We start from the raw sequence: 26,638 nt of genomic DNA, 5'->3' as shown, positions 1-26,638 counted from the left end.
TCAGATTCCCTGAGCTTCGACCGTGCGGGCGGCTTCGATCAAGCATCGTGTCAGCTCGGGCGAGGAGAACTTGGTCAGAACAGCGTTGGCGCCAGCAGCATTGGCTTTCTCGGCGTTCATCGCGCTGTCCAGTGAGGTGTGCAGCAGCACGTACAGCTCCTGGAAATCCGGTGTCTCCCGAAGCGTGCGGGTGAGCGCGTAGCCGTCCATCTCCGACATCTCGATGTCGGACACCACAACATTGATCTGCTGTGCAGTGCCTTGCAGCTCAAGTAACTGATCGATGGCTTCCCGCGCACTGCGGGCGGTGTGGCATTCGATGCCCAGATTGCGCAGGGTGATCACCGATTGCTGCAGCGCCACCTGACTGTCATCGACCACCAGAATGCGCGCCTTGGCCAGCACTGCGGCGTCCTCGGCACTCAGCTCGGCGCGTTCGGCGACGATTCGCGGTGGGGCGATACCGTGAATGACCTTCTCGATGTCCAGCACCTGAACCAGCGTACCGTCCACCTGCGTCACACCGGTGATGAACGACTTGTTGCCGGAGCCGAAGGGCGGTGGGCGAATATCGGTGGTTAGGCAGTGAACGATCTTGCTGACCGCCTGCACGTGCAGCCCCTGCTTGGAGCGGCTGACATCGGTGACGATCAGGCAGCCGCCGGCCGGGTCCACCAACGGACGCTCGCCAATGGCGCGACTCAGGTCGATCACCGACAGCGGGTTGCCGCGCAAGGTGGCAACCCCTTTGACGTGCGGGTGAGATTCCGGCAAGCGCGTGAGGGGAGGGCAGGGGATGATTTCACTGACCTTGAGCAGGTTGATCGCCATCAGCTTTCCGCTGCGTAACGTGAACAGCAGAAGCGAGAGTGAATCTGCGCGGACGTTCTTGGACATAAAAACCTTCTGTGATGCGTTGCCTGGCCGCGTGGGATCGGCCAATAGCTTTCGATGACGGTTTATCGACCTGCCGAAGTCAGGCTTTAACCCTTTCGATTTTTCACGGCTGGCTGGCTTGTCAGCTTCGCAGTCAAAATGACTGTTGCAGGGTCATTTTGACCTGCGGGCTCATGGGGTCATTTTGACTGCGCGCTGACCTGGCCCTTGATTTCAGGCCTTCCAGTGGCTGGCACGATTCCTGAAATACCGAGTTAACGCTTGTTCATCACTTCTCGGGAGTTTTTCTATGTTGTCTGCATCGGATCGTGCCATCGTTAAATCGACAGTGCCACTGCTGGAAAGCGGCGGAGAGGCGCTGATTACTTATTTCTACAAACTGCTGCTCGACAGATACCCGCAGGTGCAACCACTGTTCAACAAGGCTCACCAGGCCAGTGGCGATCAGCCTCGCGCGCTGGCGAACGGGGTGTTGATGTACGCGCGGCACATCGATCAGCTTGATCAATTGGGCGATCTGGTCGCCAAGATCATCAACAAGCACGTGGCGCTGCAGATCCTGCCTGAGCACTATCCACTTGTCGGCGAGTGCCTGCTGGAGTCCATTAGCAATGTGCTGGGCAGCGAGATAGCAACGCCAGAAGTGATTACCGCGTGGGGTAACGCCTACGGGCAACTGGCCAGCATTCTGATGGGGGCTGAAGAAGCCATCTACGAAGAGAAAGCCAAGGCAGCGGGCGGCTGGCGTGGCGAGCGTGAATTCAAGGTGGTCGCGAGGACGCTGGAGAGTGCGGAAATCACCTCGTTCCACTTTGCGCCCGCAGATGGCCAGCCGATCCTGCAGTTCACCGCCGGCCAGTACATCGGCATGCAGTTGCACGTGAACGGCGAAGAGATCCGCCGCAACTACTCGCTGTCGGCGTTGGCCGGGAACAATCAGTACCGCATCAGCGTCAAGCGCGAGCCGGACGGAGTCGCCTCCAACTATCTGCACGATCAACTGCAGGTCGGCGACAGCATCAATCTGTACCCGCCCGCTGGAGAGTTCATTCTGACAGAGAGCGACAAACCGCTGGTGCTCATCAGTGGTGGCGTTGGCATCACCCCAACCCTGACCATGCTGGAAGCGGCGTTGCCGACCCAACGGCCGATCTACTTTATCCACTGCGCGCGCAACGGCTCGGTGCATGCGTTTCGCGACTGGATCGAAAGCCTGGCGAGCAAGCATCCTCAGCTCAAGCGTTTCTACTGCTACTCGGAAGACGACGGCGTCAGCCCGGCGCCCCATGCGACGGGTCTGCTCGATCAGGCGCGTCTGGAGCAATGGCTGCCAGAGAATCGCGACGTCGATGCCTACTTCCTGGGTCCAAAAGGCTTCATGGCGGCGATCAAGCGTCAACTGAAGGCGGCCGGGGTACCCGATGCACAGGCGCGTTACGAGTTCTTCGGTCCTGCCTCAGCGCTGGAATAATCGCTGCGACAATTAGACGCATCCTACATATATATAGAAGGGCTCAATGCGGCGATCCGTCTCTGCGACAAAAAGCCGCATGCTTCTATATATAGGCAGGAAACAGGAGAGCTCACGCTGGCGTTTGGATTGGAATGTTAACGCTCGGCTAATGCGGATGTGTTCACCATTGCGCGGGTTACGGCAGTGGACCGGAAGGCGTTCACGCTCTGTCGCGAATGGCACTGCGTGAACGGGGTGTCGCGACGGTGATAGAATCGCCGCCTTTGCGGGGCGTCCGGGCCGCAACGCTCCACATCCTTCGATCCGGATGACTCCAATTCAAAGGGCACGTGAATGACTGAAGAGATGTTGTACCTGCGGCGTGAAAAGCAGTTTCTGGTGTTGCTGGGGATTATCTGTCTGGCGTTGATCGGCGGCGCCTTGTACATGCAGGTGGTGCTGGGTGAAGCGCCTTGCCCGCTGTGCATTCTGCAGCGGTATGCGCTGTTGTTCATCGCGGTGTTTGCGTTCATCGGCGCAGCAATGCCGGGCCGTCTGAGCCTGACCATCTGCGAAGCGCTGGTGGTGTTGAGCGCAGCGGGCGGGCTGGTTGCCGCCGGGCGTCACGTGTACATCCAGACACACCCGACCGAGAGCTGCGGCATTGACGTGCTCCAGCCGATTGTCGACGGTCTGCCCCTGGCGTCCCTATTTCCGCTAGGCTTTCAGGTAGGTGGTTTCTGCGAGACGCCATATCCGCCAGTTCTCGGTTTGTCTCTGGCGCAATGGGCGTTAGTGGCGTTTGTACTGACTGTTGTGCTGGTTCCGGTGGGAATTATTCGTAACCGGATGAAAGCACGCTGATTACAAAGTGTTGCGTAACAAAGCCCCTGTGATCCTTCAAGGGAACCGGGGCTTTGCGCCGTTTCAAGGTGCGACATAACACCGCATTTTTACCAATTACGAAATTAACTGTTGCGCAGAAACTTATAGTCAATAAAACTTTACGTATCTACAATCGCCCCCAATTCACGCCCCCCCTCATTTGCGGGACGGTGTAAATCGAGGTTATGGAGCGTCTTTTCGCTCTAGTAGACGCGGTTCGAATGGCCTCCCGAGTCACATTCTGAATGTCTGCGCCAAGGGATAGGGTCCGCATAAGCGGGTGCCACCATTCGAATAAGAAACCAAAGCTCAACCCGGATTTGTTGTGAGGCCATATGCTTCCTGACAGGCCCCTTTTCAATCCAAGCATTTGCCAGCACCTGGCAGGGTGAAGTGTTGGCGGTCGAAACCCAACTGCGATGCGAAAGCTGCTTTTAGAGGTCGTGAGATGAGTAAAAAAAGGTACCCCAGGTTTTTTGGCTTCTTGGCCCTTTTCAGCATGCTCCTGCTCAGCGGGTGCGATTACACCCTGCTGGATCCAAAAGGCCATGTCGGCGTTCAAGAGCGTGACCTGATCATCACTGCTACCTTGCTGATGCTGCTGGTAGTGGTGCCGGTCATTTTCATGACCATCATCTTCGCCTGGAAGTATCGCGCTACGAACAAGAGCGCGACGTACACGCCTGACTGGGCGCATTCGACCCGGATTGAACTGGTGGTCTGGCTGGTTCCATTGGCCATCATCATCGTGCTCGGTTATGTGACCTACAAGTCGACCCACGCGCTGGACCCTTACCGTCCGCTCGAGTCGGACGTCAAGCCGCTGACCATTGAAGTGGTCGCGCTGGACTGGAAATGGCTGTTCATCTATCCGGAACAGGGCATCGCCACCGTCAACAAGATCGTGTTCCCGGCCAACACGCCGATCAATTTCCGCATCACTTCCGATTCGGTCATGAACTCGTTCTTCATCCCTGCACTGGGCGGCCAGATCTACGCAATGGCCGGCATGCAGACCAAACTGCACCTGATCGCCAATGAAAACGGCGAGTTCGATGGTATCTCCGCCAACTACAGCGGCGCAGGTTTTACCGGCATGAAGTTCAAGGCGACTGCCACCTCACAGGCGGATTTCGACACCTGGGTTGCCGACGTCAAGAATTCACCTAAACAACTGGCAACGGCCGAATACGCCGCGCTGGCCAAGCCTAGCGAACGTAATCCCGTTGAACTCTACTCCTCGGTCACTCCGAACCTGTTCCAGATCATCATCGACAAGTATGAAGGTATGAAGCCGGGCAAGATTGTCCATGAGAAGAAAGAAGTAGCAGGTACGGAAGGGATGGACATGGGTAAGAATTCAGCTGCTCAGGCAGAGGAGTAAACAATGTTTGGTAAATTAAGTCTGGACGCGATTCCGTTCCACGAGCCGATAGTCATGATCACGGTCGCCATGATCGCGATCGGTGGTGTGGCGCTGGTGGGCCTGATCACGTACTTCAAGAAGTGGACTTACCTCTACACCGAGTGGCTGACCTCCGTCGACCACAAGAAAATCGGTGTCATGTACATCATCATTGCAATGGTCATGCTGCTGCGCGGCTTCGCCGATGCCGTGCTGATGCGCTCCCAATTGGCCATGGCCACTGAAGGTTCTCCCGGCTATCTGCCGCCTGAACACTATGACCAGATCTTCACCGCTCACGGTGTGATCATGATCATCTTCATGGCGATGCCGTTCTTCACCGGCCTGATGAACATCGTTGTGCCTCTGCAGATCGGTGCTCGTGACGTTGCCTTCCCGTTCCTGAACTCCTTGAGCCTGTATCTGCTGATTTCCGGCGTGATCCTGGTCAACGTGTCTCTGGGCGTCGGCGAATTCGCACGTACCGGCTGGGTTGCCTATCCACCGCTGTCGGAGCTGGGCTATAGCCCGGGCGTGGGTGTGGATTACTACATCTGGGCACTGCAGCTATCCGGACTCGGGACAACGTTAACCGGGGTCAACTTCCTGGTCACCGTGCTGAAGATGCGTACCCCTGGCATGAAACTGATGGACATGCCGATCTTCACCTGGACCTGCACCTGGGCCAACGTCCTGATCGTGGCTTCGTTCCCGATCCTGACCGGCACTCTGGCGTTCCTGACCCTCGACCGTTATCTGGACTTCCACATCTTCACGAACGAGTTGGGTGGTAACCCGATGATGTACGTGAACCTGTTCTGGGCGTGGGGCCACCCTGAGGTTTACATCCTCATTCTGCCGGCGTTCGGGGTCTTCTCCGAAGTCATCTCGACGTTCACCGGCAAGCGTCTGTTCGGCCACCATTCGATGATCTACGCCTCCGGTGCGATCTCGATCCTGGGCTTCATGGTCTGGCTGCACCACTTCTTCACCATGGGTTCGGGTGCAAGCGTCAACGCCTTCTTCGGGCTGGCGACGATGCTGATTTCCATCCCGACGGGTGTGAAGCTATTCAACTGGCTGTTTACGATTTACCAGGGCCGTCTGCGCTTCACCGCGCCAGTCATGTGGACCCTGGGCTTCATGGTGACCTTCTCCATCGGTGGTATGACCGGCGTACTGCTGGCTATCCCGGGTGCTGACTTCGTTCTGCACAACAGCCTGTTCGTGATCGCGCACTTCCATAACGTGATCATCGGTGGTGCTGTGTTCGGTTACATCGCCGGCTTCGCGTTCTGGTTCCCTAAAGCGTTCGGCTTCAAGCTGAACGAGAAGTGGGGCAAGGCCGCGTTCTGGTTCTGGATCTCGGGTTTCTACGTCGCCTTCATGCCGTTGTACGCACTGGGCTTCATGGGCATGACACGTCGTCTGAACACCACTGACAACCCGGACTGGACGCCGTACCTGCACGTGGCGTTCGTCGGCGCCGCACTGATTGCGGTCGGTATCGCCTGCCAGCTGATCCAGATCTTCGTGTCTATCCGTGATCGCGAGCAGAACCGCGACCTGACCGGTGACCCATGGAATGGCCACACCCTGGAATGGTCCACTTCGTCGCCACCGCCTTTCTACAACTTTGCAGAAATGCCGAAAGCCAACGAGATCGACCCGTTCTATGCCGCCAAGCGTGATGGCGAGGCGTACAAGGTTCCGGCCAGGTACTCCGATATCCACATGCCGAACAACACGGCAACAGGCATGGTGATGGGCGGCCTGCTGACCGTCTTCGGTTTCGCGATGATCTGGCACATCTTCTGGCTGGCTGCCGTCAGCTTGATCGGTACCATCGTGTACTTCGTGATTCACGCTGCACGTGACGATCAGGGCTACATGGTCCCTGCATCCGAAGTGGCCCGTATCGAAGGCGAACAGCACGCGATCCTGGCCCGGGTCCGTAACGGTCAGACAAACACTCCTGTCAACAAGCTGGAGCAGGCATAAACAATGTCGAACTTAGTATTTGATGGCGCGAAGGGTCACGACCACGGTCATGACCACGAGCACGGCCACGACCACGGTCACCATGATGCCGGCGAGATGAAGATCTACGGTTTCTGGATCTACCTGATGACCGACTGCATTTTGTTTGCGTCGATCTTCGCCATTTACGCGGTACTGGTTAACAACGTAGCGGGTGGTCCTGCGGGCCACGATATTTTCGAACTGCCTTACGTGCTTGGCGAAACCGCCTGCCTGTTGCTCAGTTCGATCACCTACGGCTTCGCCATGCTGGCGATGCACAAGGGCAACAAGTCGGGCGTACTGGGTTGGTTGTTCGTGACCTTCCTGTTCGGCCTGGGCTTCATCGGCATGGAGGTCAACGAGTTCCACCTGCTGATCTCCGAAGGTTACGGTCCTAACCGCAGCGGCTTCCTGTCGGCGTTCTTCACGCTGGTTGGTACCCACGGTCTGCACGTGACCAGCGGCCTGATCTGGATGGCGATCATGATGTACCAGGTCTCCAAGCACGGTCTGACCGGGACCAACCAGACTCGCCTGAGCATGCTCAGCCTGTTCTGGCACTTCCTGGACGTTGTCTGGATCTGCGTGTTCACCGTTGTCTATCTGATGGGGACCATTTAAATGGCGAATTCACATCAATCCCATGACGATGCCGGCCACGGCAGCTTCAAGTCCTACATGGTCGGTTTCGTACTGTCGATCATCCTGACCGCGATTCCGTTCGGTCTGGTGATGTTCCCGACGATCTCGAAAGTGGCCACGCTGTGGGTCGTTCTGATCTTCGCAGTCGTGCAGGTTCTGGTTCACCTGGTGTACTTCCTGCACCTGGACCGCTCGGCAGCACAGCGCAACAACGTGATCGCGTTTGCCTTCGCTGGCCTTGTGATCGTGCTGCTGGTTGGCTTGAGCACCTGGATCATGTTCAGCATTCACACCGCCATGATGGCGAAGTGAGGAAAACCTGATGTCACTGAAGCACTTTATCCAAATCACCAAACCGGGGATCATTTTCGGTAACGTGCTTTCGGTGGCAGGTGGCTTTTTTCTGGCTTCCAAGGGACATGTCGACATCGGCCTGTTCCTGGCAGCCATGATCGGGACTTCACTGGTGGTGGCTTCTGGCTGCGTCTTCAACAACTGCATTGATCGCGATATCGATGTGAAGATGGAGCGCACCAAGAATCGGGTGCTGGTGCAAGGGTTGGTGTCAGTGAAACTGGCACTGATCTATGCCACCGTGCTGGGCGTTGTCGGCGTCGGTCTGCTGTACACCAAGGCCAACGCACTGGCGGCGCTGTTTGCCGTGATCGGTTTCGTGATTTACGTCGGCTTCTACAGCCTGTACCTGAAGCGCAGGTCGGTTCATGGCACGTTGGTGGGCAGCCTGTCTGGCGCGATGCCACCGGTGATTGGTTACGTCGCTGTCAGCAACACCTTCGACCTTGCGGCGTTGACCTTGCTGGTGATGTTCAGCCTTTGGCAGATGCCTCACTCGTACGCCATCGCGATTTTCCGCTTCAACGACTATCGGGCTGCGTCGATTCCGGTCCTGCCGGTCAAGCGTGGTATCCGGGTCGCCAAGCGGCACATCCTGATTTACATCCTGGCTTTCCTGCTCGCGACCTTGATGCTGACCTTCGGTGGTTACGCCGGGCTCAATTATCTGGCCGTTGCAGCGGCGATGGGCATGTACTGGTTGTACATGGCCTGGACCGGCTACAAAGCCAAAGACGACACCGTTTGGGCACGCAAGCTGTTCGTGTTCTCCATCTTCACCATCACAGCCTTGAGCGTGGCGATGTCGCTGGATTTTCAGGTAACTAAGGAACTGCTGGTTACATACGCAGCGCCTTAGTCCCTTGAATGAAACGAAAAAACCCGGTTGCTCGCGAGAGGAACCGGGTTTTTTTTGAGCTGAATAAATGTGTTGGCTTAGCTGTCCGGCTCTTTTGCAGGAGCCTCCTCGGCGTCCTTGGCCGGCCCGAGCACGATGGCCAGATGGCGCAAGTCTTCGATCTCTACGCTGACGCTTTTCCCGGAAGGGCTGGCGACCAGTGTGCCCAAGGCAAAGACAGTGAAGAAACGTACCTCATCGGCGTGACTCAGCAGCTCGCTGAGGTAGCGGCTGGAGCGGTAGGCCTGCATCTGCGCGGGTGACACGTACAAGGTCACCAACTTGCTTTGCAGGCGATCAAAAAACTTGAATTTGAAGCCTGTCCCATAGCGCTCCACCAGTCCGCCGCCATACAGCACTCGACGCTCGTCATTCAGCTGAGCGAACTTGATGTGGCGGAAATAGGCGCGCAAGGACACCTCGCCCTGACCCGGAATGCGCAGGGTCAGCAGCGCGAGTTCTTCCTTGCTCAACGAGGCTTGGGCCTGACGAAAGCTGTCGACCAGACGCTCCAGATTGCTGGTGCGGTTCTGCTTGTCCTGCCTGACCTTGAGCGCGTCAGTTGGAGGCGTGGCGTCCGCGGTCTTCTCGGGCCGCTCGGCGTCAGGCTTATCGGTCGACGCCGTGGGTGTTGCGCGTTCCCTCGGGGTGGGATCGAAGACGTCGATGTAGTCATCCAGCTTGCGCTTGACCTTGCGCAGCTCGGTTTCTGCCTCGGTTTCTGCATCCTGCCCAACCGGCGTTTCGACGGCATCATCCACCCATTCGCAATCGGCGTGATGTTCGTAGTTCGGGTTGGCCCGGTAGTGCGCGGCGACGAAAGTCGGATGCTCCTGCGGCTTCACGTCATAGCGAACCCCGGTGATTTTGACACCCAAGGCGCGGCACGGCTCGGACGAGCACAGAAAACTGAATCGCGCCCGAGGGGGCTCTTGAGAAAAGTACTCGCGTCGCGCCGTCACAATGGAAAGCTCTTGCTGCAACTCGACGCAAAACGCGCGGGTAATGGATCTGTTGGTTTTCATGTATACGGCGGGGTCCTGTGCCGAAGTCTTCCAGGGATGCTGCGTACTGTCACTCGTTGGGCATCGCCAGCCATTCGCCGACCACTTTCTTGTAAGCGCCGGTGGCTTTGGAGAGATGCAGCCATTGGTCGACGTAGGCCTTCCAGGCGACGTCATCCCGCGGCAGCAGGTAGGCCTTTTCGCCGTATTGCATGGAGTGCGAAGGATTGACCGTGCACAAGCCAGGCATGCGTTTCTGCTGGTACAGCGCTTCGGACGCGTCGGTGATCATCACGTCGGCTTGCTTGTCGAGCAACTGCTGGAAAATGGTTTTGTTGTCGTGGAAGGCCAGACTGGCGTTGGGCAGGTAGGCGTGGGCAAACGCTTCGTTGGTGCCGCCCTGAGGCTCGATCAACCGAACGCCGGGCTGATTGATCTGCTCGAGGGTCTGGTACTTCGACTCATCTTCGCAACGGACCAACGGCACCTTGCCATCGATGTCCAGTGTGCTGCTGAACGTCGCCTTCTTCTGCCGCTCCAGGGTGACCGAGATTCCGCCGACGGCGATGTCGCATTTGCCGGCCGTGAAATCGGTCATCAGGGTTTTCCAGGTGGTCGGGACCCACTCGATTTTCACGCCCAGGCTCTGCGCCAGCGACTGAGCCAGCTCGATGTCGATGCCTTCGTACTGGCCGTCGGGCTTGAGAAACGTGTACGGCTTGTAATCCCCGGTCGTGCAAACGGCCAACTGACCCTTTTGCATGACAGTATCCAGGTGCGACGGCGTCTCAGCGCCCTGGGCCTGTGCGATGCTGACCATGCCCAACAGCAAACCGGCGGTGATGCATGTGTTCATCGAGTCGATCCCTCTGCGTCAAATGCCTGTCTGCCGTTATAGAGTCGGTCGCCGCAGATGGGAAGCGTTATCCCGCAGAGGAGGGCGGGACGTCTTTCGCCCGCTTGGCTGCTTGCCGGGCAGGGCGGGTTTTCGCCCGGCGATGCCGATACAGTGCGACGGCGGCGCCCACCACGACCACGCCCAGGAAGATCGGCAGACGATAGGGCTTCAAGTTGCCGAGCATGGTCTCGAGAAAGCCCCCCGCCCAATAGCCGGCCGCGAGAAAGAGGCTTGCCCAGACAGCGGCGCCAAGCAGGTTGATGATTGCAAAACGAATGGGCGACAAGCGACTCGCGCCGATGACCAACGGCCCGATCAGGCGCATGCCGTAGAGAAAACGCACTGAGAAAATGGACGCCGTTGGGTAGCGCTTGATCAGGTCTGACACGCGGTCGATGGTCGCCTGCTGACGGTGCAAGCGTGGCAGCAGACGCGGTCCGAAGTAGCGCCCGGTCCAGAACAGAATCTGATCGCCTAACATCCCGCCCAACGTGGCGTAGATGAGCACTTGCTGCCATTGCAGTACGTGTTGGTGCGCCGCCAGCCCGCCGAGGATCAGGATGGTTTCCCCTTCCAGCAGACAGCCGATAAACACAGCCCAGTACCCGTAGTTTGAAAGCAGATAGTTGAAGTCGATATGTTCGAACATGGAATGCCGGTGGTTTTCGGTGAATGGGTGCCTGCTGAACATCCAACAGCGTGCGCGCCTGGGGGGGGGCGCATTGCATGGCGTTCGACCTAGGCGGGCCTTCATCGGTTCGGTCGCGTTAAGTCGAATCTTCTTGCGCTATTCACCGCTTTGGCCTCCGGCGCATTGAGACCCTTCTTGATGAGCATGATGAGTGCGCCCCACTCACGCTGCGTTCGCCTCAGCGCTCCCATTCCCGCAGGTCAGGACAGTCAACCATACCCATCGTGTCGTTCGCGCAGGCGTCGGGAACAGTGGGCGATAGATCAAACGGTGCTTTCACATATTTTTGCTGTTATATGGCCTATTTTGCGCGATCCTGCTGATGCAAATAATTCGTATTGACGGAAGGCAAGTGGACGCTTCTTCTTCAACTTCCGTACAAAAAATAGATATGGAGCTGTTCATCTATGACGTTCATGACTCGAAATTTGTTAACTAAGTTTCTGATATCCATAGCGATATCCGGCATTGGCTTGGCCTTTGCGGCCGACAATACAGACGGCATAGTCGTGTACAACGCTCAGCATGAAACGTTGACCAAAGCATGGGTGGATGGCTTTACAAAGGACACTGGCATCAAGGTCACCCTGCGTAACGGCGATGATAGCGAGTTGGGGAATCAGATTGTGCAGGAGGGAGACAAGTCCCCGGCGGACGTGTTCCTGACTGAAAACTCTCCGTCGATGGTGTTGGTAGACAATGCGGGTCTTTTCGCACCGATTACGCCCTCCACGCTTACTCAGGTCGATAGCGCTTACCGTCCTGCGCATGGCAAGTGGATCGGCATCGCTGCCCGCTCAACAGTGTTCGTTTACAACAAGGACAAACTCGCTGCAGGTGCCTTGCCCAAGTCACTCATGGAGCTTGCCCAGCCTGAATGGAAAGGGCGCTGGGCAGCCTCGCCAGCAGGTGCAGACTTCCAGGCGATTCTCAGTGCCATGCTGGAGTTGAAAGGCGAGGCCGCGACGCTGGATTGGCTAAAAGCAATGAAATCGAACGCGACGATCTACCGGGGTAACAGCGCGGTTCTCAAAGCGGTCAATGCCGGACAAATCGACAGTGGCGTGATTTATCACTATTACAGCTTCGGGGATCAGGCCAAAACCGGTGAGAACAGCAATAACACTTCGCTTCATTACTTCCGTCACAAAGACCCCGGGGCGTTTGTCAGTATCTCGGGCGGTGGCGTCCTTGCTTCCAGCAAACACAAAGAGCAAGCACAGGCTTTCTTGAAATGGGTCACGGGTAAGCAGGGCCAGGAAATTCTCAAAACGGGAAGCTCGTTTGAGTACGCAGTCGGCGAGGGTGCGCAGTCGAACGCCAAGCTGGTCCCCCTCAAAGAGCTCGATGCTCCTGTTGTGGACGCCTCAAAACTGGACAGCAAAAAAGCGATTCAGCTTATGACCCAGGCTGGACTGCTCTGAGTTGAAAAGGGAGCATGCCTCACGTTTAGGTCGAGAATTGCCCATGGGCGATAAGTCTCCTTGGGCGGCGCATGCCCCGGGTAGCCGATCACGGCGGCGTTCCGCTGGTGGTCGGTTTCCTGTCTGGATAATCGCCGCGTCGTTGCTGATTTCATCTGTGGCGATAATGCCGCTGATTTTCGTCATCTTTATCTCGGTTCGTACAGGTGGGTCGACCATAGTTGAATTGGTCTTCAGGCCGCGCGTGCTGGATTTATTGATTAATACTCTGTTGCTGGTGGTGACGACCCTTCCTTTGTGCGTCGCGCTTGGTGTCGGTTTGGCATGGCTAACCGAACGCACCCATCTGCCAGGTCGGCGTCTTTGGTCGTTGTTGGTAATAGCACCGATTGCAGTTCCGGCGTTCGTGCACAGTTATGGCTGGATAAGCCTGCTGCCGTCCCTTTCCGGCCTACCTGCTGCCGTATTGGTCTCGGTTCTTGCCTATTTTCCGTTTCTTTATTTGCCAACCGCAGCGGCGCTTAGGCGCCTGGACCCGGGAATAGAGGACGTATCGCAGTCATTGGGCCTGACGCCTACAAAGGTGTTTTTCCGTGTGGTGCTGCCTCAGTTGAGAGTGGCAATCAGCGGAGGGGCGCTTTTGGTGGGTATTCACTTACTGGCCGAATATGGTCTGTTCGCAATGATCCGCTTTGATACGTTCACTACCGCGATATTTGATCAGTTCCAATCCAGTTTTAACGGACCCGCCGCGAACATGCTCGGCGGGGTGCTTGCACTGCTTTGTCTTCTGTTGTTGGTTATGGAGTTCGGCGCGCGAGGCAATGCTCGATACGCGCGCGTCGGCTCCGGCACGGCCCGGGATCAGCGACTGTGGGCGCTGAAGGGGCCCCTGAAATTACTGGCGTGTGCAGTGCCTGCAATAACCACGGTTCTGGCATTGGGCGTACCCTTGTTGACCCTCGGAAAATGGCTTATGGCTGGCGGTATTGAGGCCTGGCTGAATGCCGATCTTGTATCGGCTCTAGGGCAAACATTGATGCTCGCAGCGTGCGGCGCGCTCCTCACGTCCCTCGCCGGATTACCCATCGCGTGGTTATCTGTTCGTTCGCCAGGATCGCTCACTCGTTTACTCGAAAGCTGTAGCTACTTCGCCAGTGCTCTTCCGGGCATCGTCGTCGCACTTTCTTTGGTGACTATCACGATCAACTTCGCGAGGCCAATTTACCAGACCGCGATCACCGTTCTGCTGGCTTACGTTTTGATGTTTTTACCGCGTGCCATCGTGAGCCTTCGCGCAGGGATAGCCCAGGCGCCCGTGGAGCTAGAGGATGTTGCTCGAAGTTTGGGACGCTCACCGATTCACGCGTTGCGCCTTACAACGATGAGACTTGCCGCCCCAGGCGCGGCCGCCGGGGCCGCGATGATTTTCATCGCCATTTCCAGCGAGCTCACCGCCACGTTACTGTTGTCGCCGAACGGGACACGTACCCTGGCCACTGGATTCTGGGCTAAAAGCAGTGAGATTGATTATGCCGCCGCAGCACCTTATGCCTTGCTGATGATCCTATTATCCCTGCCACTGACCTGGCTCCTGTATTCACAATCCAAACGTGTGGCCGGCCGATGAGCGTTCTCGAACTTGATTCAATTTCCAAGCGTTTTGGTGCGGTCCATGCGGTTGAAAATATCAGCCTGTCGGTGCCATCTGGAAGTCGCGTCGCCATCGTAGGCGCCTCTGGCTCAGGCAAGTCCACGCTGCTGAGGATGATCGCGGGTTTCGAGTTTCCAGACGCCGGCCGTATCCTTCTTGATGGCGCCACACTCGTTGACAATACTGCCGAAGTGCCGGCACACAGACGGTTGATTGGCTACGTACCTCAGGACGGAGCGCTGTTCCCGCACCTTTCTGTGGCCAGCAACATTGGTTTTGGCCTGCAAGGCGGCGCCAGTTTCAAGAGGCAGCGAGTCTTGGAGCTGATGAAGATGGTTGCACTGGACGGCTCGATGTATGAGCGGTGGCCGCATGAGTTGTCCGGTGGGCAGCAGCAAAGAGTTGCACTGGCACGCGCATTGGCGCAACGACCCAAATTGATGCTTCTGGATGAGCCGTTCTCCGCTCTCGATACAGGGCTTCGGACTATAATGCGCAGAACCGTGACGCAGCTTCTGGGGGAGGCTGGCATCACCGCTATTCTGGTGACTCATGATCAGGCCGAAGCACTGTCATTCGCCAATCAGTTGGCAATCATGCGCCACGGCAAGCTGATACAGGTCGGGCCGCCTGAGGATTTATATCGCTTCCCTAAGGATGAGGAGACCGCTCACTTTCTTGGAGATGCAATCGTCCTGCCTGCGCAACTCTCGTCCGGTTGGGCAGTGAGTGCGCTAGGTAGAGTTGCAGTGAGCAATCGTCATCTGAGCGGTGCTGCTCGAATCCTTCTAAGGCCAGAGCAGGTGCATATTGAAAGCGCCGAACATAAGCAATCCGACTTGCCACGCGGGCAAATTATCGAGATGGATTACAGCGGCGGAAGTAGCACGCTGACCGTGAAGATGGATCCGGCAGTGTGGGGCATGGATGGCGCCAGCCAGGCCATGACCGTCTCGATCCGTTCCTTTCAAAACACTGTTCCGAGAGTGGGTAGCACTGTTCATGTCAAAATTGACGGGCGGGCGCATGTTTTGAGCGCCGTTGCCGAAGATTGAGCGCGGCGGTTTCGACTGCCGTCACTCATGACTTCTCGGTCAGCGCGCTCCTTCGATACCAACCGGTCAGGCTCCACCTAAAATTCATATGAGCGCGCCTGAAGGTTGTGCCCAATTTGAATTGATCCACCTGCCGACTCAAGACTGAAACATCTTCCCAACCCTTCTCAGAATGATTGGTGAGCGGTCAGACTGGATCAGTAAAGTTTCGGCGAGCGGGCAGATGCGGGGTCGGCGTCGACCCCTGACAGCCTCCACCAAATCCCGGCCACAAAAAAACCGGCTCAAATCTGGCCGGTTTTTCTGTGCTTCAAGTCACGTAACCACTTGAAGGTGTTGCTGTTTGGTGCCCCGAGGGAGAATCGAACTCCCACTTCTTTCGAAAACGGATTTTGAATCCGCCGCGTCTACCAATTCCGCCATCAGGGCTCAATGGCGGCGAAGTATAGAGACGAGCCTACCGTTGGTCAATCATGTTTCATGGTCAATTTTCACTTATTCCGCTAAACTTCCCGGCCCTGCTAGACGAACCCCATCATGCGTGTCGCTGACTTTACCTTCGAGCTCCCGGATTCATTGATCGCTCGCCATCCTTTGGCAGAGCGACGCAGCAGCCGTTTGCTGACCCTCGACGGGCCAAGCGGCGCGCTGGCACACCGCCAATTCACTGATTTGCTGGAGCATTTGCGCCCTGGCGATCTAATGGTCTTCAACAATACCCGGGTGATTCCGGCGCGGCTGTTCGGGCAGAAAGCCTCGGGCGGCAAGCTGGAAATCCTCGTTGAGCGCGTTCTCGATCAGCACCGTGTGCTGGCCCATGTGCGCTCCAGCAAGTCGCCCAAGCCGGGTTCGACGATCCTCATCGAGGGCGGTGGCGAGGCCGAGATGGTCGCGCGCCACGATGCATTGTTCGAACTGCGCTTTGCCGAGCCGGTGCTGCCGTTGCTTGAGCGCGTCGGGCACATGCCGTTGCCTCCTTATATAGATCGGCCCGACGACGATGCCGATCGCGAGCGCTATCAGACCGTGTACGCCCAGCGCGCCGGTGCGGTGGCGGCGCCGACGGCGGGTCTGCATTTCGATCAGATCATGATGGCCGCGATTGCCGAGAAGGGCGTCGAGACCGCATTCGTCACGCTGCACGTCGGCGCCGGTACGTTCCAGCCGGTGCGCGTCGAGCGCATTGAAGATCACCACATGCACAACGAGTGGCTTGAGGTCACTCAGGAAGTGGTCGACGCTGTGGCGGCCTGTCGCGCCCGCGGTGGTCGGGTGATCGCCGTTGGCACGACCAGCGTGCGCTCGCTGGAAAGTGCCGCACGCGATGGCGTGCTCAAGGCCTTCAGCGGTGACACCGACATCTTTATCTACCCGGGCCGACCGTTTCATGTGGTCGATGCGCTGGTCACCAACTTCCATTTGCCGGAATCGACGCTGTTGATGCTGGTCTCGGCATTCGCCGGTTATCCCGAAACCATGGCGGCCTACGCGGCTGCGGTGGAGCACGGTTACCGCTTCTTCAGTTACGGGGATGCCATGTTCATCACCCGCAATCCCGCGCCGACCGCTCCCGGGGAATCCACCCCGCCGGAATCGGCCCCAGAGGATCAAGCATGAGTCGCACCTGTCGTATGTCTTTCGAGCTGCTGGCCACCGATGGCAAAGCGCGTCGCGGTCGTCTGACTTTTCCTCGCGGCGTTGTCGAAACGCCTGCGTTCATGCCTGTCGGCACCTACGGCACGGTCAAGGGCATGCTGCCTCGGGACATCGAGGCGACCGGCGCTCAGATGATCCTCGGCAACACCTTCCACCTGTGGCTGCGTCCGGGCACTGAGGTCATCAAAGGCCACGGCGACCTTCACGATTTCATGCAGTGGAAAGGCCCGATTCTGACCGACTCAGGCGGTTTCCAGGTGTTCAGCCTGGGTGCGATGCGCAAGATTAAAGAGGAGGGCGTGACATTCGCCTCCCCGGTCGACGGCGCGAAAGTGTTCATGGGGCCAGAGGAATCGATGCAGGTTCAGCGCGATCTCGGCTCTGACATCGTGATGATTTTCGACGAATGCACGCCGTACCCTGCAGACGAAGAAGTCGCGCGCACCTCCATGGAGCTGTCGCTGCGCTGGGCCAAGCGCTCGAAGGTTGCCCACGGCGAAAGCACGGCGGCGCTGTTCGGCATCGTTCAGGGCGGCATGCACGAGAACCTGCGCATGCGCTCCCTCGAGGGCCTGAACGAACTCGACTTTGACGGCCTGGCGATTGGCGGCCTTTCGGTCGGCGAACCCAAGGACGAGATGATCAAGGTGTTGGACTACCTGCCGGGTCTCATGCCGGCTGACAAACCTCGTTACCTTATGGGTGTAGGCAAGCCTGAGGACCTGGTTGAAGGTGTCCGCCGCGGCGTCGACATGTTCGACTGCGTGATGCCTACGCGTAATGCGCGCAACGGTCATCTGTTCATCGACACCGGTGTTCTGAAAATCCGTAATGCGTTTCATCGTTACGATGAGTCGCCGCTGGATCCGACCTGCGATTGCTATACCTGCAAAAACTTCTCCCGCGCCTATCTGCATCACCTGGACAAGTGCGGCGAAATGCTGGGAAGCATGCTCAATACGATCCACAATTTGCGCCATTACCAGCTGCTTATGGCTGGTTTGCGCGAGGCTATTCAACAAGGTACATTGGCCGCCTTTGTCGACACGTTCTATGCCAAACGCGGGCTTGTGACGCCGTTACTGGACTGAGCGACATCCGGTCTTTCGCTTCCTATTATTAAAATATGCAACTGGAGTGTTAAATGAGCTTTTTCATCTCTTCCGCTTTCGCGGATGCGGCTGCCCCTGCCGCTGCAGGCCCTATGGGCGGTGGCTTCGAGTGGATTTTCCTGGTCGGCTTTCTGGTCATCTTCTACCTGATGATCTGGCGTCCACAGGCCAAGCGCGCCAAAGAGCAAAAGAACTTGCTGGGTAACTTGCAGAAGGGCGATGAAGTCGTCACTACCGGCGGTATCGCGGGCAAAATCAATAAAGTGACTGATGACTTCGTTGTTATCGAAGTGTCCGACACCGTAGAGCTGAAGATCCAGAAGGGCGCTATCGCTGCCACCCTGCCCAAAGGCACTCTGAAAGCCATCTGATTCCAGTCTTTTACCAATCGACGGGGCGCGCAAGGCGCCCCGCGTTATAAGCAGGCGGCGTGATGTTGAACAAATACCCTCTGTGGAAATACATCCTGATCCTGGCAGTGCTGGTGATCGGTTTTATTTATTCCGCACCCAATCTCTACCCTGATGACCCGGCTATTCAAGTCACTGGCGCAAGCACTGCGCTGCAGGTCAATCAGGCTGATCTGGATCGCGTAAGCAAGGCGCTTACCGATGCTGGCATCGCGGTCAAGGGCGCGTCTCTGGCCGAGAATGGCAAGGGCGGTTTGTTGCGTCTGACCAAACAGGAAGACCAGCTGCCAGCCAAAGATGTCGCACGCAAAGCGCTGGGCGACGATTACGTTGTCGCGCTCAACCTGGCTCAGACCACGCCGAAGTGGCTGCGCAGCATTGGCGCCACGCCGATGAAGCTGGGTCTTGACCTGTCCGGCGGCGTGCACTTCCTGCTCGAAGTCGACATGGACAAGGCGCTCAGTGCGCGTCTGAATGTCTACGAAGGCGAAGTGAAGAGCCTGCTGCGCAAGGAAAAAGTGCGCTATCGCAGCCTGCCGCAAGACAACGGTGCCGTCCAGCTGGGCTTCAGCGATGCTGATACCCGCGAGCAGGCCCGTGCGCTGATCCGCAAGGACTACACCGATTTCGATATCACCACGAGTGATCGCGGCGAGATGCCAATCCTGCGTCTGGCCATGACGCCAGCCAAGATCGCTGAAATCCGCGAATACTCGATCAAGCAAAACCTGACCACGGTGCGTAACCGGGTCAACGAGCTGGGCGTCGCCGAGCCGCTGGTTCAGCGTCAGGGTGCCAACCGCATCGTGGTTGAGCTGCCAGGTGTTCAGGACACCGCCGAAGCCAAGCGTATTCTCGGCAAGACCGCCAACCTTGAGTTCCGTCTGGGCGCAGGTCCCGACGACAACAAAGCCACCACCGAAATGTTCGAGTTCCGCGAAGGCGGTCGCCCTGCGGCGCCGGTCGAGCGTGGTCTGATCATCACTGGTGACCAGGTGACTGACGCCAAGGCCGGCTTTGACGAGCATGGCCGTCCTCAGGTGAACATCAAGCTGGACGGTCATGGTGGTGATCTGATGAGCCGCGCAACCCGCGCGAACGTCGGCCGCAGCATGGCGGTGATCTTCATCGAGCAGAAGCCGACCACCATCTATACCAAGCAAATGGTCAACGGCGTCGAAAAAGACGTGCCGGTTCAGACGTTCAAGGAAGAGAAGAAGATCATCAGTCTGGCGACCATTCAGTCGCCGCTGGGTGCTCAATTCCGCATCACGGGCCTGAACGGCGCGGGTGAGTCTTCCGAACTGGCGCTGCTGCTGCGTGCCGGTGGTCTGGCTGCACCGATGTACTTCGCTGAAGAGCGCACCATTGGCCCGAGCCTGGGTGCCGACAACATCACCAAGGGTATCGATGCATCCCTCTGGGGCATGCTGTTCGTCTCGCTGTTCATCCTCGCCATCTACCGTTTCTTCGGTCTGATCGCGACGGTGGCACTGGCCTTCAACATGGTCATGCTGCTGGCGCTGATGTCGCTGCTGGGTGCAACGCTGACCCTGCCAGGCATCGCCGGTATCGTCTTGACGATGGGTATGGCGGTCGATGCGAACGTGCTGATCTTCTCGCGGATTCGTGAAGAGATTGCCAACGGCCTGACGGTCCAGCGTGCGATTAACGAAGGTTTCGACCGCGCGTATACCGCGATCCTCGACGCCAACCTGACGACGCTGCTGGTTGGCGGCATTCTCTTCGCGATGGGTACAGGCCCGGTGAAGGGTTTTGCGGTCACCATGTCCCTCGGGATCTTTACCTCGATGTTCACAGCCATCATGGTGACCCGCGCAATGGTCAACTTGATCTTTGGCGGTCGTGACTTCAAGAAGTTGTGGATTTAAGGGGCTGCCATGAAACGTACGATCAACTTCATGGGCGTTCGCAACATTGCGTTCGCCATTACCATGCTCCTTACCGCTCTGGCGCTGTTCAGCTGGTTCTCTAAAGGGCTGAACTTCGGTCTGGATTTCACCGGCGGTACGCTGATCGAGCTGACCTACGAGCGTCCGGCCGATCTGCACAAAGTGCGCGAGGAGCTGGTTGCTTCGGGTTACACCGAAGCAGTCGTGCAAAGCTTCGGTGCGACCACTGATCTGCTTGTTCGTATGCCGGGTGAAGACCCGCAGCTGGGTACTCAGGTCGCCGAAGCGTTGCGCAAGACAGGTGCCGATAACCCGGTGACCGTCAAGCGCGTCGAGTTCGTCGGTCCGCAAGTGGGTGAAGAGCTGCGCGACCAGGGCGGCCTCGGCATGCTGCTGGCGCTGGGCGGCGTTCTCGTCTACCTGGCCTTCCGCTTCCAGTGGAAGTTCGCGGTAGGGGCAATCGTCTCGCTGATCCACGACGTGGTGGTGACGATGGGTATTCTGTCGTTCTTCCAGGTGACCTTCGACCTGACCGTTCTGGCTGCGGTGCTGGCGATCATTGGTTACTCGCTCAACGACACCATCGTGGTATTCGACCGGGTTCGCGAGAACTTCCGTCTGCTGCGCAAGGCATCGCTGATCGAGAACATCAACATCTCCACCACGCAGACGTTGCTGCGGACCATGGCCACTTCGATTTCCACGTTGCTGGCGATCGTCGCGCTGTGGATCTTTGGCGGCGACAGCCTCCACGGGTTCTCGGTGGCGCTGTTTATCGGTGTTCTGGCGGGTACTTACTCGTCGATCTACATCGCCAACGTGGTGCTGATCTGGCTGAACCTGCGTAGCGAAGACCTGCTGCCACCGGTCGCCGTCGACAAAGTAGATGACCGTCCGTAACCGATACTGGTAACCGGCCATCACCTGAAAAGGCGCGAGTGTGAACTCGCGCCTTTTTTTGTACTCCAAGGCTGGGAGTAGTGCGAGCGATCGCGCTGAATATCGTCAGGAGGTTCACGTGAACAAGTCGTTGCTAGTTGGTGCAGTATTGGGTGCTATCGGTGTAACCGCCGGTGGTGCTTTGGCCACCTATAGCCTCGTAAAACAAAGCGGCCCAGAGTACGCAGACGTACTTGCCGTCGAGCCTGTTAAAGAACAAATCAAAACTCCGCGACAAGTCTGCAAAGACGTTGCCGTTACTCACCGCGCGCCGGTGAAGGACGAGCATCAGATCGTGGGGAGTGTCATCGGTGCCGTAGCGGGTGGCCTGCTCGGTAACCAGGTCGGTGGCGGGACTGGCAAGAAGATTGCCACGGTCGCCGGTGCGGTCGGCGGTGGTTACGCCGGTAACAAGGTTCAGGAAGGCATGCAGAACCGCGATACCTACACGACCACCGAATCGCGCTGCAACACCGTCAACGACATCAGCGATAAGGTCGTCGGCTACAACGTGAAGTACAAACTCAACGACAAAGTCGGGCAAGTACGTATGGATCGCGATCCTGGCGGCCAGATCCCCGTCAACAAGGACGGTCAATTGGAGTTGAGTCAAGCGGGCCAGTAATAGCCTGATCAGCTCATAAAAAAAGCACCTTCGGGTGCTTTTTTATTGCCCGAATCATAGGAAGTCGGGCACTAAAAAACCGGCACATGGCCGGTTTTTGTACAGCGCGCTGGGCTTAGCGCTTCAGCGAAGCTGGCACGAACGGAGCGATCGACGTCAGGACCGCTTTGAAGCATTTGGTGCTGCCGGCAACGATGTGGCCTTTTTCAAGGAAGTCGTGACCGCCATTGAAGTCGCTGACCAGACCGCCTGCTTCCTGAATGAGCAGGGCGCCTGCGGCCATGTCCCACTCCGACAGACCCGATTCCCAGAACGCATCGAAACGGCCCGCAGCCACGTAGGCCAGATCCAGGCTCGCGGCGCCGGCACGACGGATGCCGGCAGTCTGGCCAACCAGCGAACGGAACATGTTCATGTAGTTGTCGAGGTTATCGAGTTGGTTCTCGCGGAACGGGAAACCTGTGCCGAGCAGTGCGCCTTCAAGGCTCTTGCGCGGGCTGACACGTAGACGACGACCGTTCAGGGCAGCGCCACGACCGCGGCTGGCGGTGAATTCTTCCTGACGGACCGGATCCAGAACAACGGCGTGTTCCAGGCGACCGCGGTATTTGCACGCGATGCTGACGGCAAAGTGAGGAACGCCACGCACGAAGTTGGTGGTGCCGTCGAGAGGATCGATGATCCAGAGGTAGTCGGTGCCTTCGCCGCTGCCTTCATGCAGGCCGCTTTCTTCACCAAGGATGCCGTGGGTTGGATACGCCTTGCGCAGTGCGGTGATGATGCTCTGCTCGGCGGCGCGATCGATCTCGGTTACGTAATCTTTCGCGTCTTTTTCGTCGACCTTGATGGTATCCAGGCGCTCGATGGAGCGGAAAATCAATTCGCTGGCGCTGCGGGCGGCGCGCAGCGCGATATTCAGCATGGGCTGCATGGATGGATCACCTAGGTCGTTAAAGAGAGCCGGCCATTCTATTGGTTCTCTTGGATGATTTCCAGCGCGAGTGCAGACTTTGCCGCGCGTCCGGTCGGCTTGGTGTGACCAACTCGGCGGTGCCCTGTCGCCTTTTAGTGGCGCATCAGGTTCTTGAGGCGCAAGGTTCATGGCATTGAAGCAAGCGCTTCTGTAACATTCGTCCCCCTCTTTTACCTGCTAGCGAGACTTCACCAGTGCTGCAAAATATTCGTGTCGTCCTGGTCGGTACCAGTCATCCCGGAAATATCGGCGGCGCCGCGCGTGCCATGAAAAACATGGGTCTTTCGCGTCTGGTGCTGGTTGATCCCGCCATGTTTCCCCACCATGAAGCCGATGCACGGGCGTCTGGCGCGGGCGACATACTGGAAGGCGCGCAGGTGGTGGCGACGCTGGAAGATGCGTTGGTAGGTTGCAATCTGGTATTGGGCACCAGCGCCCGGGATCGTCGCATTCCCTGGCCGCTGCTCGACCCTCGCGAAGCGGGCGTCAAGACCGTCGAGCATGCCGCGCTGGGCGAAGAGATCGCACTGGTGTTCGGCCGTGAGTACGCCGGCCTGACCAATGAAGAGCTGCAGCGCTGCCATTACCACGTGCACATTCCTTCGGACCCGGAATTCAGCTCGTTGAATCTGGCTGCCGCCGTGCAGGTGTTGAGTTACGAAACCCGCATGGCCTGGCTCGCGGCTGACGGGCAGGCAAGCAAGGTAGAGAAGTTCGAGGTCAACTCAGTGCGCAGTACCGAGCTGGCGACCATGGATGAGATGGAAAAATTCTATGAGCATCTTCAGTCCACGCTGGTCACCATTGGCTTCCTTGATCCCGAGAAGCCGCGTCATCTGATGGCGCGGCTGCGCCGTCTGTACGGGCGCTCTGCGGTCAATCGATCCGAGATGAGCATCTTGCGCGGCATTCTCACCGAGACCCAGAAAGCGGCGAACGGCGAACCCTATAAACGGAAGGATCAGTAATGTTCGAGCGTTTGCGGGAAGACATTCAAAGCGTGTTTCATCGTGACCCGGCGGCTCGAAATGCCTTTGAAGTGCTGACCTGCTACCCCGGCATGCACGCGATCTGGCTGCATCGGCTGTCCGGCTGGCTGTGGCGCAACGAGCTGAAATGGCCAGCGCGCATGGTTTCCAATTTCGGTCGCTGGCTGACGGGGATCGAGATCCACCCGGGCGCCAAAGTAGGCCGGCGGTTTTTCATCGATCACGGGATGGGCATCGTCATCGGCGAAACCGCCGAGATCGGCGATGACGTGACCCTTTACCAGGGCGTGACCCTGGGCGGCACGAGTTGGAACAAGGGTAAACGCCATCCGACCCTGGAGTCCGGGGTGGTTGTCGGAGCGGGCGCCAAGGTCCTCGGCCCGTTCACGGTGGGCGCCGGGGCAAAGGTCGGTTCCAACGCGGTGGTGACCAAGCCTGTGCCGGCAGGTGCAACGGTGGTGGGCATTCCGGGGCGGATCATCGTGAAGTCTGACGACGAGGCAGAAGCCAAGCGCAAGGCGATCGCCGAGAAGCTCGGCTTCGATGCTTATGGCCTCAGCGAGGACATGCCTGATCCAGTGGCGCGCGCGATCGGCCAGTTGCTCGACCACCTGCAAGCGATGGACGAGCGCGTGGAAGACATGGGCAAGGCGTTGAAGAGCCTGGGCGGTGAATACCGCGAGAGGGAGCTGCCCGAGTTGCGCCAGGAAGTCTTCGAGTGCATGAAAGAGCGTTGCGAGGCTGATGCTCCTCGCAAATAAAGCAGCGCCCGCCTGCAGACGGCACATGTGCCAATCCCTGGCGTGTTTTGCTATGATGCGGCCGCGCTTTTGCGGGTAATCCCGACTGTTCCACTAGGTCTAATAGTTGACTTAAATACTCGGGAATAGCATACTCGCCCTCATTCCGAACCTCCGCGGTACACGCCATGCGACTGACTACAAAAGGCCGATACGCTGTCACTGCCATGCTCGACCTGGCATTGCATGCGCAGCATGGGCCAGTGTCCCTGGCCGATATCTCCGAGCGGCAAGGGATTTCCCTTTCCTACCTCGAGCAACTGTTCGCCAAGCTGCGCCGCGGCAACCTTGTTTCCAGCGTACGCGGTCCCGGCGGCGGTTATCAGTTGTCCCGCGAGATGCAGGGCATCCAGGTAGCGCAGGTGATCGACGCCGTTAACGAGTCAGTTGATGCGACGCGCTGCCAGGGCCTCGGTGATTGCCATGCTGGCGATACCTGTCTGACCCACCACTTATGGTGCGACCTCAGTCAGCAGATTCACGAATTTCTAAGCGGTATCAGCCTGGCCGACCTCGTCACTCGCCGTGAAGTGCAAGAAGTCGCCCAACGTCAGGATCTGCGCCGTTGCGGTAGCAAGACGCAGCCACTGGACAAGATTGAAACATCCGCCGTTGAGTGAACGCAGATGAACGCGCGGCGCGCCTGCCCGATAGGAGATATTCAATGAGATTGCCAATTTACCTCGATTATTCCGCGACGACCCCGGTCGATCCGCGTGTTGCGCAGAAAATGAGTGATTGCTTGCTGGTGGATGGCAACTTCGGTAACCCGGCGTCGCGTTCCCACATCTTTGGCTGGAAGGCCGAAGAAGCGGTCGAGAACGCGCGTCGTCAGGTCGCCGATCTGGTCAACGCCGACCCGCGCGAAATCGTCTGGACTTCCGGTGCTACCGAGTCCAACAACCTCGCAATCAAGGGCGCTGCTCATTTCTATGCCTCCAAAGGCAAGCACCTGATCACCAGCAAAATCGAACACAAAGCCGTTCTTGACACCATGCGTCAGCTTGAGCGTGAAGGCTTTGAAGTCACCTACCTCGAACCGACCGAAGATGGCCTGATCACTCCAGCCATGATCGAAGCGGTCATGCGCGACGACACCGTTCTGGTCTCGATCATGCACGTCAACAACGAGATCGGTACGGTCAACGACATCGCTGCAATTGGCGAGATGACACGTTCCCGCGGTGTGCTCTTGCACGTCGACGCAGCTCAGGCCACCGGCAAGGTTGAAATCGACCTGGCCAACCTCAAAGTTGACTTGATGTCGTTCTCGGCCCACAAGACCTACGGTCCTAAAGGCATTGGCGCACTGTGGGTCAGCCGCAAGCCACGTGTTCGCATCGAAGCCGAAATGCACGGTGGCGGTCACGAGCGTGGTATGCGTTCCGGCACGTTGGCGACGCACCAGATCGTCGGCATGGGCGAAGCGTTCCGCGTTGCCAAAGAAGACATGGCTGCCGAGAACGTTCGCATCAAAGCCTTGAGCGATCGCTTCTATCAGCAGGTTGCGCATCTGGAAGAGCTGTACGTCAACGGCAGCATGTCTGCCCGTGTGCCGCACAACCTCAACCTGAGCTTCAACTATGTAGAAGGCGAGTCGCTGATCATGGCGCTCAAGGATCTGGCGGTTTCGTCCGGCTCCGCGTGCACCTCGGCTTCGCTGGAACCTTCATACGTGCTGCGCGCCCTGGGTCGTAACGATGAGCTGGCACATAGCTCGATCCGTTTCACCTTCGGTCGCTTCACGACTGAAGAAGAGATCGACTACGCCGCGCAGAAAGTCTGCGAGGCTGTCACCAAGCTGCGCGCCTTGTCGCCGCTGTGGGACATGTTCCAAGACGGCGTCGACATCTCCAAGATCGAGTGGGCGGCGCACTAATTCGAAGTCGCCACACCTGGGGCGCTTTGAAAACAGATTGTTCGAAGCGCTCCACGAGCG

25 protein-coding genes and 1 tRNA gene are annotated in these 26,638 nt (G+C 58.0%); 20 read left to right on the top strand and 6 right to left on the bottom strand.

Features of this window, described 5'->3' with window-relative positions; translation table 11 throughout:
• Positions 1 to 897 (bottom strand): chemotaxis protein CheV, encoded by an 897-nt coding sequence (locus L4G42_RS03350; RefSeq protein ID WP_237251232.1) that lies wholly within the window; start codon positions 895 to 897, stop codon positions 1 to 3.
• Positions 898 to 1,186: 289 nt separating this feature from the next.
• On the opposite strand from L4G42_RS03350, the gene hmpA reads away from it, so the two are divergent.
• From hmpA to cyoE, 7 genes are all read left to right on the top strand, one after another.
• The gene (hmpA, locus tag L4G42_RS03345) at positions 1,187 to 2,368 is read left to right on the top strand and encodes an NO-inducible flavohemoprotein (protein WP_237251231.1); all 1,182 of its coding nucleotides are present in this window, start codon (positions 1,187 to 1,189) and stop codon (positions 2,366 to 2,368) included.
• Between the two features lie 336 nt (positions 2,369 to 2,704).
• Positions 2,705 to 3,214 carry a disulfide bond formation protein B gene (locus L4G42_RS03340; protein ID WP_237251230.1) on the top strand — a complete coding sequence of 170 codons (510 nt, stop codon included), beginning with the start codon at positions 2,705 to 2,707 and terminating at the stop codon, positions 3,212 to 3,214.
• 469 nt (positions 3,215 to 3,683) lie between these two features.
• Positions 3,684 to 4,619 (top strand): ubiquinol oxidase subunit II, encoded by a 936-nt coding sequence (gene cyoA / locus L4G42_RS03335; protein WP_237251229.1) that lies wholly within the window; start codon positions 3,684 to 3,686, stop codon positions 4,617 to 4,619.
• A 3-nt stretch (positions 4,620 to 4,622) separates the two neighbouring features.
• Positions 4,623 to 6,641: a cytochrome o ubiquinol oxidase subunit I gene (gene cyoB, locus L4G42_RS03330; RefSeq protein WP_237251228.1), complete on the top strand. Its 2,019-nt coding sequence runs from the start codon at positions 4,623 to 4,625 to the stop codon at positions 6,639 to 6,641.
• 3 nt (positions 6,642 to 6,644) lie between these two features.
• A complete protein-coding gene (locus tag L4G42_RS03325) occupies positions 6,645 to 7,283 on the top strand; it encodes a cytochrome o ubiquinol oxidase subunit III (RefSeq protein WP_237251227.1) in 639 nt (212 codons plus the stop codon).
• On the top strand, positions 7,284 to 7,616 hold the full coding sequence (gene cyoD / locus L4G42_RS03320) for a cytochrome o ubiquinol oxidase subunit IV (RefSeq protein ID WP_237251226.1): 333 nt from the start codon (positions 7,284 to 7,286) through the stop codon (positions 7,614 to 7,616). It abuts the gene before it with no gap.
• 10 nt (positions 7,617 to 7,626) lie between these two features.
• On the top strand, positions 7,627 to 8,517 hold the full coding sequence (gene cyoE / locus L4G42_RS03315) for a heme o synthase (RefSeq protein WP_237251225.1): 891 nt from the start codon (positions 7,627 to 7,629) through the stop codon (positions 8,515 to 8,517).
• Positions 8,518 to 8,594: 77 nt separating this feature from the next.
• Here the strand turns inward: cyoE and L4G42_RS03310 are convergent, their stop codons facing one another.
• From L4G42_RS03310 to L4G42_RS03300, 3 genes are all read right to left on the bottom strand, one after another.
• Positions 8,595 to 9,581 (bottom strand): ATPase, encoded by a 987-nt coding sequence (locus L4G42_RS03310; protein WP_237251224.1) that lies wholly within the window; start codon positions 9,579 to 9,581, stop codon positions 8,595 to 8,597.
• A gap of 49 nt (positions 9,582 to 9,630) precedes the next feature.
• A complete protein-coding gene (locus L4G42_RS03305) occupies positions 9,631 to 10,416 on the bottom strand; it encodes a transporter substrate-binding domain-containing protein (protein ID WP_237251223.1) in 786 nt (261 codons plus the stop codon).
• Positions 10,417 to 10,483: 67 nt separating this feature from the next.
• A complete protein-coding gene (locus tag L4G42_RS03300; protein WP_237251222.1) occupies positions 10,484 to 11,107 on the bottom strand; it encodes a DedA family protein in 624 nt (207 codons plus the stop codon).
• 458 nt (positions 11,108 to 11,565) lie between these two features.
• Between L4G42_RS03300 and L4G42_RS03295 the strand changes: the two genes are divergently transcribed.
• From L4G42_RS03295 to L4G42_RS03285, 3 genes are read left to right on the top strand one after another with little or no spacing between them, the layout of a single operon-like run.
• Positions 11,566 to 12,573 (top strand): iron ABC transporter substrate-binding protein, encoded by a 1,008-nt coding sequence (locus L4G42_RS03295; RefSeq protein WP_237251278.1) that lies wholly within the window; start codon positions 11,566 to 11,568, stop codon positions 12,571 to 12,573.
• 43 nt (positions 12,574 to 12,616) lie between these two features.
• A complete protein-coding gene (locus tag L4G42_RS03290) occupies positions 12,617 to 14,203 on the top strand; it encodes an ABC transporter permease (protein WP_419789325.1) in 1,587 nt (528 codons plus the stop codon).
• Positions 14,200 to 15,282 (top strand): ABC transporter ATP-binding protein, encoded by a 1,083-nt coding sequence (locus L4G42_RS03285; protein ID WP_237260530.1) that lies wholly within the window; start codon positions 14,200 to 14,202, stop codon positions 15,280 to 15,282. The genes L4G42_RS03290 and L4G42_RS03285 overlap by 4 nt, the downstream gene beginning before the upstream one ends.
• A gap of 344 nt (positions 15,283 to 15,626) precedes the next feature.
• Here L4G42_RS03285 and L4G42_RS03280 read toward each other — a convergent pair.
• Positions 15,627 to 15,711, bottom strand: a tRNA-Leu gene (locus tag L4G42_RS03280).
• A 108-nt stretch (positions 15,712 to 15,819) separates the two neighbouring features.
• Between L4G42_RS03280 and queA the strand changes: the two genes are divergently transcribed.
• The 6 genes from queA to L4G42_RS03250 all read left to right on the top strand — a co-directional run bounded on the left by queA (position 15,820) and on the right by L4G42_RS03250 (position 21,937).
• Positions 15,820 to 16,899, top strand: a complete 1,080-nt coding sequence (queA, locus tag L4G42_RS03275) for a tRNA preQ1(34) S-adenosylmethionine ribosyltransferase-isomerase QueA (protein ID WP_237251220.1) — start codon at positions 15,820 to 15,822, stop codon at positions 16,897 to 16,899.
• A 14-nt stretch (positions 16,900 to 16,913) separates the two neighbouring features.
• Positions 16,914 to 18,029, top strand: coding sequence for a tRNA guanosine(34) transglycosylase Tgt (tgt, locus tag L4G42_RS03270; protein ID WP_237251276.1), 1,116 nt, complete (start codon positions 16,914 to 16,916; stop codon positions 18,027 to 18,029).
• A gap of 53 nt (positions 18,030 to 18,082) precedes the next feature.
• A complete protein-coding gene (gene yajC, locus L4G42_RS03265) occupies positions 18,083 to 18,421 on the top strand; it encodes a preprotein translocase subunit YajC (protein ID WP_037012510.1) in 339 nt (112 codons plus the stop codon).
• Positions 18,422 to 18,483: 62 nt separating this feature from the next.
• On the top strand, positions 18,484 to 20,352 hold the full coding sequence (secD, locus tag L4G42_RS03260; RefSeq protein ID WP_237251219.1) for a protein translocase subunit SecD: 1,869 nt from the start codon (positions 18,484 to 18,486) through the stop codon (positions 20,350 to 20,352).
• 9 nt (positions 20,353 to 20,361) lie between these two features.
• Complete coding sequence (secF, locus tag L4G42_RS03255) at positions 20,362 to 21,273, top strand: protein translocase subunit SecF (RefSeq protein ID WP_237251218.1); 912 nt, start codon at positions 20,362 to 20,364, stop codon at positions 21,271 to 21,273.
• A gap of 118 nt (positions 21,274 to 21,391) precedes the next feature.
• Positions 21,392 to 21,937, top strand: coding sequence for a glycine zipper 2TM domain-containing protein (locus L4G42_RS03250; protein WP_237251217.1), 546 nt, complete (start codon positions 21,392 to 21,394; stop codon positions 21,935 to 21,937).
• Positions 21,938 to 22,052: 115 nt separating this feature from the next.
• On the opposite strand, the gene suhB is transcribed toward L4G42_RS03250, so the two are convergent.
• A complete protein-coding gene (suhB, locus tag L4G42_RS03245) occupies positions 22,053 to 22,868 on the bottom strand; it encodes an inositol monophosphatase family protein (RefSeq protein ID WP_237251216.1) in 816 nt (271 codons plus the stop codon).
• A gap of 236 nt (positions 22,869 to 23,104) precedes the next feature.
• On the opposite strand from suhB, the gene trmJ reads away from it, so the two are divergent.
• The 4 genes from trmJ to L4G42_RS03225 all read left to right on the top strand — a co-directional run bounded on the left by trmJ (position 23,105) and on the right by L4G42_RS03225 (position 26,578).
• A complete protein-coding gene (gene trmJ, locus L4G42_RS03240; protein WP_122623401.1) occupies positions 23,105 to 23,878 on the top strand; it encodes a tRNA (cytosine(32)/uridine(32)-2'-O)-methyltransferase TrmJ in 774 nt (257 codons plus the stop codon).
• Positions 23,878 to 24,660: a serine O-acetyltransferase gene (cysE, locus tag L4G42_RS03235; RefSeq protein ID WP_237251215.1), complete on the top strand. Its 783-nt coding sequence runs from the start codon at positions 23,878 to 23,880 to the stop codon at positions 24,658 to 24,660. Before trmJ ends, cysE begins: the two co-directional genes overlap by 1 nt.
• Positions 24,661 to 24,827: 167 nt before the next feature.
• Positions 24,828 to 25,319 carry a Fe-S cluster assembly transcriptional regulator IscR gene (iscR, locus tag L4G42_RS03230; protein WP_237251214.1) on the top strand — a complete coding sequence of 164 codons (492 nt, stop codon included), beginning with the start codon at positions 24,828 to 24,830 and terminating at the stop codon, positions 25,317 to 25,319.
• Positions 25,320 to 25,363: 44 nt separating this feature from the next.
• The gene (locus L4G42_RS03225; protein ID WP_237259178.1) at positions 25,364 to 26,578 is read left to right on the top strand and encodes an IscS subfamily cysteine desulfurase; all 1,215 of its coding nucleotides are present in this window, start codon (positions 25,364 to 25,366) and stop codon (positions 26,576 to 26,578) included.
• The last annotated feature ends 60 nt before the right edge of the window (positions 26,579 to 26,638 follow it).

Origin of the sequence: Pseudomonas petrae (genome assembly GCF_021728295.1) — a bacterium.
Classification (GTDB): Bacteria; Pseudomonadota; Gammaproteobacteria; order Pseudomonadales; family Pseudomonadaceae; genus Aquipseudomonas; species Aquipseudomonas petrae.
This window is presented reverse-complemented; position numbering and strand designations above follow the sequence as displayed.

Excerpts from the sequence above, each read along its gene's own strand:
- L4G42_RS03285 (WP_237260530.1), top strand. The coding sequence starts at position 14,200 with ATGAGCGTTCTCGAACTTGATTCAATTTCCAAGCGTTTTGGTGCGGTC.
- L4G42_RS03340 (WP_237251230.1), top strand. The coding sequence starts at position 2,705 with ATGACTGAAGAGATGTTGTACCTGCGGCGTGAAAAGCAGTTTCTGGTG.
- L4G42_RS03300 (WP_237251222.1), bottom strand. The coding sequence starts at position 11,107 with ATGTTCGAACATATCGACTTCAACTATCTGCTTTCAAACTACGGGTAC.
- suhB (WP_237251216.1), bottom strand. The coding sequence starts at position 22,868 with ATGCAGCCCATGCTGAATATCGCGCTGCGCGCCGCCCGCAGCGCCAGC.
- cyoA (WP_237251229.1), top strand. The coding sequence starts at position 3,684 with ATGAGTAAAAAAAGGTACCCCAGGTTTTTTGGCTTCTTGGCCCTTTTC.
- L4G42_RS03305 (WP_237251223.1), bottom strand. The coding sequence starts at position 10,416 with ATGAACACATGCATCACCGCCGGTTTGCTGTTGGGCATGGTCAGCATC.
- cysE (WP_237251215.1), top strand. The coding sequence starts at position 23,878 with ATGTTCGAGCGTTTGCGGGAAGACATTCAAAGCGTGTTTCATCGTGAC.
- cyoD (WP_237251226.1), top strand. The coding sequence starts at position 7,284 with ATGGCGAATTCACATCAATCCCATGACGATGCCGGCCACGGCAGCTTC.
- L4G42_RS03225 (WP_237259178.1), top strand. The coding sequence starts at position 25,364 with ATGAGATTGCCAATTTACCTCGATTATTCCGCGACGACCCCGGTCGAT.
- L4G42_RS03350 (WP_237251232.1), bottom strand. The coding sequence starts at position 897 with ATGTCCAAGAACGTCCGCGCAGATTCACTCTCGCTTCTGCTGTTCACG.
- tgt (WP_237251276.1), top strand. The coding sequence starts at position 16,914 with ATGTCTTTCGAGCTGCTGGCCACCGATGGCAAAGCGCGTCGCGGTCGT.
- L4G42_RS03325 (WP_237251227.1), top strand. The coding sequence starts at position 6,645 with ATGTCGAACTTAGTATTTGATGGCGCGAAGGGTCACGACCACGGTCAT.
- secF (WP_237251218.1), top strand. The coding sequence starts at position 20,362 with ATGAAACGTACGATCAACTTCATGGGCGTTCGCAACATTGCGTTCGCC.
- yajC (WP_037012510.1), top strand. The coding sequence starts at position 18,083 with ATGAGCTTTTTCATCTCTTCCGCTTTCGCGGATGCGGCTGCCCCTGCC.
- cyoB (WP_237251228.1), top strand. The coding sequence starts at position 4,623 with ATGTTTGGTAAATTAAGTCTGGACGCGATTCCGTTCCACGAGCCGATA.
- hmpA (WP_237251231.1), top strand. The coding sequence starts at position 1,187 with ATGTTGTCTGCATCGGATCGTGCCATCGTTAAATCGACAGTGCCACTG.
- iscR (WP_237251214.1), top strand. The coding sequence starts at position 24,828 with ATGCGACTGACTACAAAAGGCCGATACGCTGTCACTGCCATGCTCGAC.
- L4G42_RS03295 (WP_237251278.1), top strand. The coding sequence starts at position 11,566 with ATGACTCGAAATTTGTTAACTAAGTTTCTGATATCCATAGCGATATCC.
- secD (WP_237251219.1), top strand. The coding sequence starts at position 18,484 with ATGTTGAACAAATACCCTCTGTGGAAATACATCCTGATCCTGGCAGTG.
- queA (WP_237251220.1), top strand. The coding sequence starts at position 15,820 with ATGCGTGTCGCTGACTTTACCTTCGAGCTCCCGGATTCATTGATCGCT.
- L4G42_RS03290 (WP_419789325.1), top strand. The coding sequence starts at position 12,617 with ATGGGCGATAAGTCTCCTTGGGCGGCGCATGCCCCGGGTAGCCGATCA.
- L4G42_RS03310 (WP_237251224.1), bottom strand. The coding sequence starts at position 9,581 with ATGAAAACCAACAGATCCATTACCCGCGCGTTTTGCGTCGAGTTGCAG.
- cyoE (WP_237251225.1), top strand. The coding sequence starts at position 7,627 with ATGTCACTGAAGCACTTTATCCAAATCACCAAACCGGGGATCATTTTC.